Annotated in this window: 5 protein-coding genes; 1 reads left to right on the top strand and 4 read right to left on the bottom strand. The window is 34.4% G+C overall.

Features of this window, described 5'->3' with window-relative positions:
- Nucleotides 1-281: 281 nt before the first annotated feature.
- Both ACTHW2_RS10455 and ACTHW2_RS10460 read right to left on the bottom strand, forming a co-directional pair.
- Nucleotides 282-1,217 (bottom strand): glucose PTS transporter subunit IIA, encoded by a 936-nt coding sequence (locus ACTHW2_RS10455; RefSeq protein WP_442263859.1) that lies wholly within the window; start codon nt 1,215-1,217, stop codon nt 282-284.
- A gap of 397 nt (nt 1,218-1,614) precedes the next feature.
- Complete coding sequence (locus ACTHW2_RS10460) at nt 1,615-1,785, bottom strand: hypothetical protein (protein ID WP_442263860.1); 171 nt, start codon at nt 1,783-1,785, stop codon at nt 1,615-1,617.
- A gap of 49 nt (nt 1,786-1,834) precedes the next feature.
- Here ACTHW2_RS10460 and ACTHW2_RS10465 point away from each other — a divergent pair, with 49 nt between their 5' ends.
- Complete coding sequence (locus ACTHW2_RS10465; protein ID WP_407093514.1) at nt 1,835-2,155, top strand: hypothetical protein; 321 nt, start codon at nt 1,835-1,837, stop codon at nt 2,153-2,155.
- A 99-nt stretch (nt 2,156-2,254) separates the two neighbouring features.
- Here ACTHW2_RS10465 and ACTHW2_RS10470 read toward each other — a convergent pair whose 3' ends face one another.
- Nucleotides 2,255-2,416: a hypothetical protein gene (locus ACTHW2_RS10470; RefSeq protein ID WP_442263861.1), complete on the bottom strand. Its 162-nt coding sequence runs from the start codon at nt 2,414-2,416 to the stop codon at nt 2,255-2,257.
- Nucleotides 2,417-2,566: 150 nt separating this feature from the next.
- Nucleotides 2,567-5,310: DEAD/DEAH box helicase (locus tag ACTHW2_RS10475; RefSeq protein ID WP_442263862.1), on the bottom strand; the 2,744-nt coding region annotated here is incomplete at its 5' end.

A 5,310-nucleotide genomic window follows, 5' to 3' on the forward strand; every position in this document is an offset into this window, starting at 1 on the left:
CGCCCTACCTCCACGAATAGATGCTGCAAAATACACTTTCATGACTGTAACCTCCCTAGGTTTTTCATCGTTATTGTAGCATTAATAGGTGATGACACAAAAAGAAAACCACTGATAAATGCTATTAATAAGGGATATTTTAGGTTAAATATCTCCTATTAACATATAAAAAAAGTTCAGACAGTATTTTATAACTGCCTGAACTTAATTATTTTGATTATTAGTTATTTTTGTAAAAAAATCTAAACTAATTGATGAATTCTACTTGAGTTAATTTTACTTTAATTATTTAAATTTACTGTATTAATCAATTCGCCTTTCTGATGATTTCCTTCCAATTCATCTACTCCGATAACCGATTGAACTCGATCCATATTTGTAACTACAACAATAATCGGTGTTTCTTTTCCTTGTCCTTCAATATAATCTAAGTCCATTTTTGCAATTAATGTGTCAGGTCCAACTTTATCCCCTTCTTCAACAAAAACACTAAATCCTTGTCCATTTAAGTCTACGGTATTGATTCCCATATGAACTAGAACTTCTATGCCAGTGTCTGTTTTGATTCCAATGGCATGTTTTGTTGGAAATATTGTTGAAATTGTACCATCTACTGGAGAGAATACTTCACCTTCCAATGATTGGAAAGCAAACCCATCCCCCATCATTTTTGATGAAAATATTTCATCCGAAACATCTTCTAATGGCATATATACTCCATTTGAAACAGAATATAACTCAATTTTATTCACTGTGTTTTCATTATCAGTGTTTGTATCTGAATCACTGCTTTCGACACTAGGGATTAAAACATACGTAATTACATATGATGAGATAAGTGCGATAAGAATTCCTAACACTGCGAATATAAAGTATTCACCTATATAAGCAGGTAAACTAAAAATACTTGATAGAATATAGCCATAAATTCTCACACCGAAAAAACTAATAAAAGCAGATGCTAAAGAACTACCTATTGTAGCTGCAATAAATGCTTTTTTGTATTTTGAAAGTATCCCGAACAATGCTGGTTCAGTGATTCCTAAGAGTCCTGAGACTGCTGAAGATAATACGAGTGATTTCTCTTCTTTTGATCTTACCTTAGTATAAACTGCAGCTGTTGCTCCAGTAATAGCCATGTTAGCCATAAACATCATAGGCATTAACATGTCGTATCCTTGATTAGCAAAGTTTTGTAAAGCAATTAAAACATTCAATAAGGTTAGCTCAGTTAGACTTTGCGAACTTAGTTGATAAGTTCAACCACTGCAAGGGTTGAGAAAGGGAATGCTATTCTTAAAATTCAGATACTTAAACACATAGCTGAGCGAAGTGGTGTGAAGCTAACCATGAGTTTTGGGTGATTATCAAAATGAGTATAGAACGAAACCCAAAAAGTTAGATTATTACATAACTATTTCGAGATTCTATAAATATAATCAGCTATTGATTTGAACTCTATTTGGTTCATTTTCAAAAAACACATATCTCTTAATGGAGAGATCATTAATACGAATCCAACAAATGGTTTTAACGTTTCCAATCTGAACCCATCAATAAATTAAAATAAGCAACAAAGCAAGATAAGAGCTATCTAGCTTTGTTGCTTATTAATCATAATTTTTCCAAATAATTAAACAGTTCATTAAAATCTACTTTTGAAAAATCTGTAACATCAAATTCGAATAGATCACCTAATTGAAATTCATTATACTTTCTATCAGAGATAATTTGTCGAAATTCTTCTTTTGATATGAGCGCATCTGCTTCTAATCGATTCGTCAATATATCTCCATAGTGATATTTATTCATAATTAAACTTAGGAGGCTGAATTTGTACACTTTTTATCCGGTTATTATATATAATTTTCTAGGTGAAAAAGAAAAATATCTCTTTTATCCACCCGATTTTGAATCAATTGCTATAACCTCTGAAAATCTCAAAAAAGGTTTTGAAGATATTAAAAAGAGATTAGAAGTAAAATATTGCCTTTATTCAACTGCTAACATAGTACATCCGTTACTGAGTGACTTTAAAAAACTATGTCAATTTAAGAACGGTCCAACAATAGTATTGAATTTAATAGATGAACTTTTCAATTCACAAGTAACACAAGTTACGGAAGTGGGGATAAGAAATTACCCTACAAACTAGCGGTACCCCACCTAACCATATGAATATAAATAATAATACTTAAATAATTAGCCCGAACCTTTATACTGTCCGGGCTGGTTATAATTTAACTCTATTTAATTACTCCTGAATCTCATCTATTTCAACGATATCTGCCCTATGAATCAACGGCGTCCAATCTTCCTCCCATGCCTTTTCTTGAACATCGTCCCAACTCGCATCATCATCAACTTCAATCACATACTCATACTCTGACGTAACCCACACACGATACCTCTTCACAACAAACACCCTTTCCAATTAAATACATATGCTACAGCTAATCATAGTTTAAGCGGCTATATAACTAATTAGAAGGGTGTTAAATACTTTGCAGCACTACCTTAAGGTTGTTGCAGCAATTGTCATATTAAATAATTAGAAGGATTATCTTTACCTCAAATACTTAAACAATCGACTTTCAATCGGCTCTTTAAACTTCAACTCCATCTCAACGACGCTCTTACTCTTGCCGTCCCCAGTAGGTTTCTCAAGTTGATGAATGGTGTTTACTTTTGGTTGAACTTCACCCAAGTAGTAGAAGTCTAATCCTTCATCGTCGGATTTCTTCACGAAGACATGAATTGCCCAATCTTTTGGATTTTGCATAATTTGAATCTCAGGTGAACTAAGCTTACGGCCGGCTTTACTAACCCAATGCATAGTTGACTCATCCAACAAGGCATCCTCATAAGCAATCTCCGCGCCTTGGAAATCCTCACCTTTATCCAATGTTACAAAGATAACGAATATTTTTCCTTCATCATCACGAACATAACCACCTATGTTCTGGTCTACAATTTGTTCTTTCCAACCTAACAGTCTAATCGTATCTCGGCGGTAGTATTTTTGATACCTTGTTAACGGTGACGACTGGTCGAATTCCTTACTTAATAGCCAAGCTGTTTTTAACACGTCTTTTGCATGATCAGCAAAGTAATCAACTTTCAACGCTTCAATGAATGCTTGCGTGAATTTAATCGTTTCACCCTCAATTTTAATGAGTTCCGCCCCTTTATACGCCATCTTCAAAGTTCCGGTATAAAAGTCTAATGACAACGTTTTGATTACTGAATCTACCGTTCTTTGTGAATAATCCAAGTTAAATTGTTTAAATAATTGAACAATTTCTACTCGTGTCATCATGTATGAATTACTTTCCATTAAGGCTTTCATTAAAACAATTTCATGTTGACGCTTGCCAGGGAGAATTTCTTTCGATAAAAACTTTAACATCTTATTATCTATAACAGAAAGAACTTGATCACTATCTTTCATTTTTTTTAAGAAGTCATGGTAATTATCCGAACGATTCATAATAATTAACGGATCTAATGTATTTGATTCTTTGAAATCCGACAAATTCGGCATACGATTTAAACGTTCTTTTAACTTCGTATAGGCCTTTCTTAGTTCAGCGATTGTATCTAATTTTGCTAGATCAATTGAAGCAAATATCCGATCTTTAGCTACTTGCTCAAAGTTAATGGATGAAAGGCCAGTAATATAACTTGTCTCAAACGTATCCCGGCGTAAATTATCTTTATTCCCAGAGATATCCCCGGACAAGGCCATTGGAATCATGTAATTATTCTTATAATTGCCGATAAAATCAACTATTGTCACAAACTCCTTAGACTTGTGTTTACGTAGGCCTCGTCCCATTTGTTGAATAAAGATAATACTAGATTGGGTATTACGTAACATGACAACTTGATTCACCATAGGAATATCAATCCCTTCGTTGAATATGTCGACAGTAAAGATATACTCAATCTCTCCCGCTTCCAAACGTTGTATCTCATATTCTCGATCCTCAATCGAATGGTCGCCCGTTAAGTGAGAGGATGGAATACCCAAACGATTAAATTGCTCGGCCAATAACTCTGCTTCATTCTTGCGACTACAAAATACTAAACCACGCACTTTATTATGTGATACTCCATAATAATCTAGCTTCTCAATGAGGAATTTCACTCGATCTTCTAGTACAAGATGCTTCAAGTCTGTTACTTCAGAAATGACTTCGCCATCTTTTTCATAATCAGTCACCCCAAAATAATGAAAGGGACTCAATAAGTCCTCCTCTAATGCTTCTTGCAGACGAATCTCATACGCGATATTATAATCAAATAATTCATAAATATTGATTTTATCTGTTCGCTCAGGGGTCGCTGTAACACCTAGTAGAAATTGCGGTTCAAAGTAATTGATTGTCTTAATGTAAGAATTGGCCCCGGCCTTATGGACTTCATCAATGAGTATATAATCAAATTCATCCGGTTCGAATAGTTGGTGGTACTCTAGTTTTGAGATCGTTTGTATCGTCGCAAAAAGGTATTTTGCATTAATGTCTTTTCGATTACCGGATAGTATTCCATAATCTCCGCTACTTCCGCCGATTACTCTTTGAAAAGAACGCATCGCATCTTTTAAGATTTGTTCCCGATGAACAATGAATAACATCTTGTTTGGTCTTGCATTCAATACATCAAAGGCAGCTAAGTACGTTTTACCCGTACCTGTTGCTGAAATGACAAGTCCTCTTTGTTCTCCAGACTCTCGCAAAGCCTTCAAACTAGACAGTGCTGCTTCTTGCATTCGATTAGGTACAATATAGTTTTCTTTCAGTGGCGGATCGTTGATTACCGACAAATCGGTAATCTCTTCAACTATATAATTCTCTCTATACTCTGTTACCCATTCCTGTGTTAGAGGTATCGCTTGTTCCCACTGCTCCTCCAAATGCATCTTCATCTGGTGAATTATTTCTCCATGGTTATAAGAAGTTAATCTCACATTCCATTCGTAGTTGAGCTTCAGTGCGCTCATTGTTAAGTTTGAACTACCTATAATGAAAGAATGATAATCTTGATGCTCAAATAAATAACCTTTCGCATGAAAACCACGTTTTTCAGATAATCTTACTTCCAAGTTGGGTATCTTCATTAATGATTCAAAGACATCGGGATGATTAAATTGTAAGTAAGTCGACGTGATTAGGCGCCCTTTTACTCCTCTTTGGTTTAAATCATTTAAATAAGTCTTAATTGCGTTCAGCCCATCTTGAGTGACAAAAGCAATTGAGAAAATGAATGATACACATTTCTCAGTCTCATCTTGTAAATTATTCAACA

Source organism: Tissierella sp., assembly GCF_052089545.1.
In the GTDB taxonomy this organism is placed as follows: Bacteria; Bacillota; Clostridia; order Tissierellales; family Tissierellaceae; genus Tissierella_A.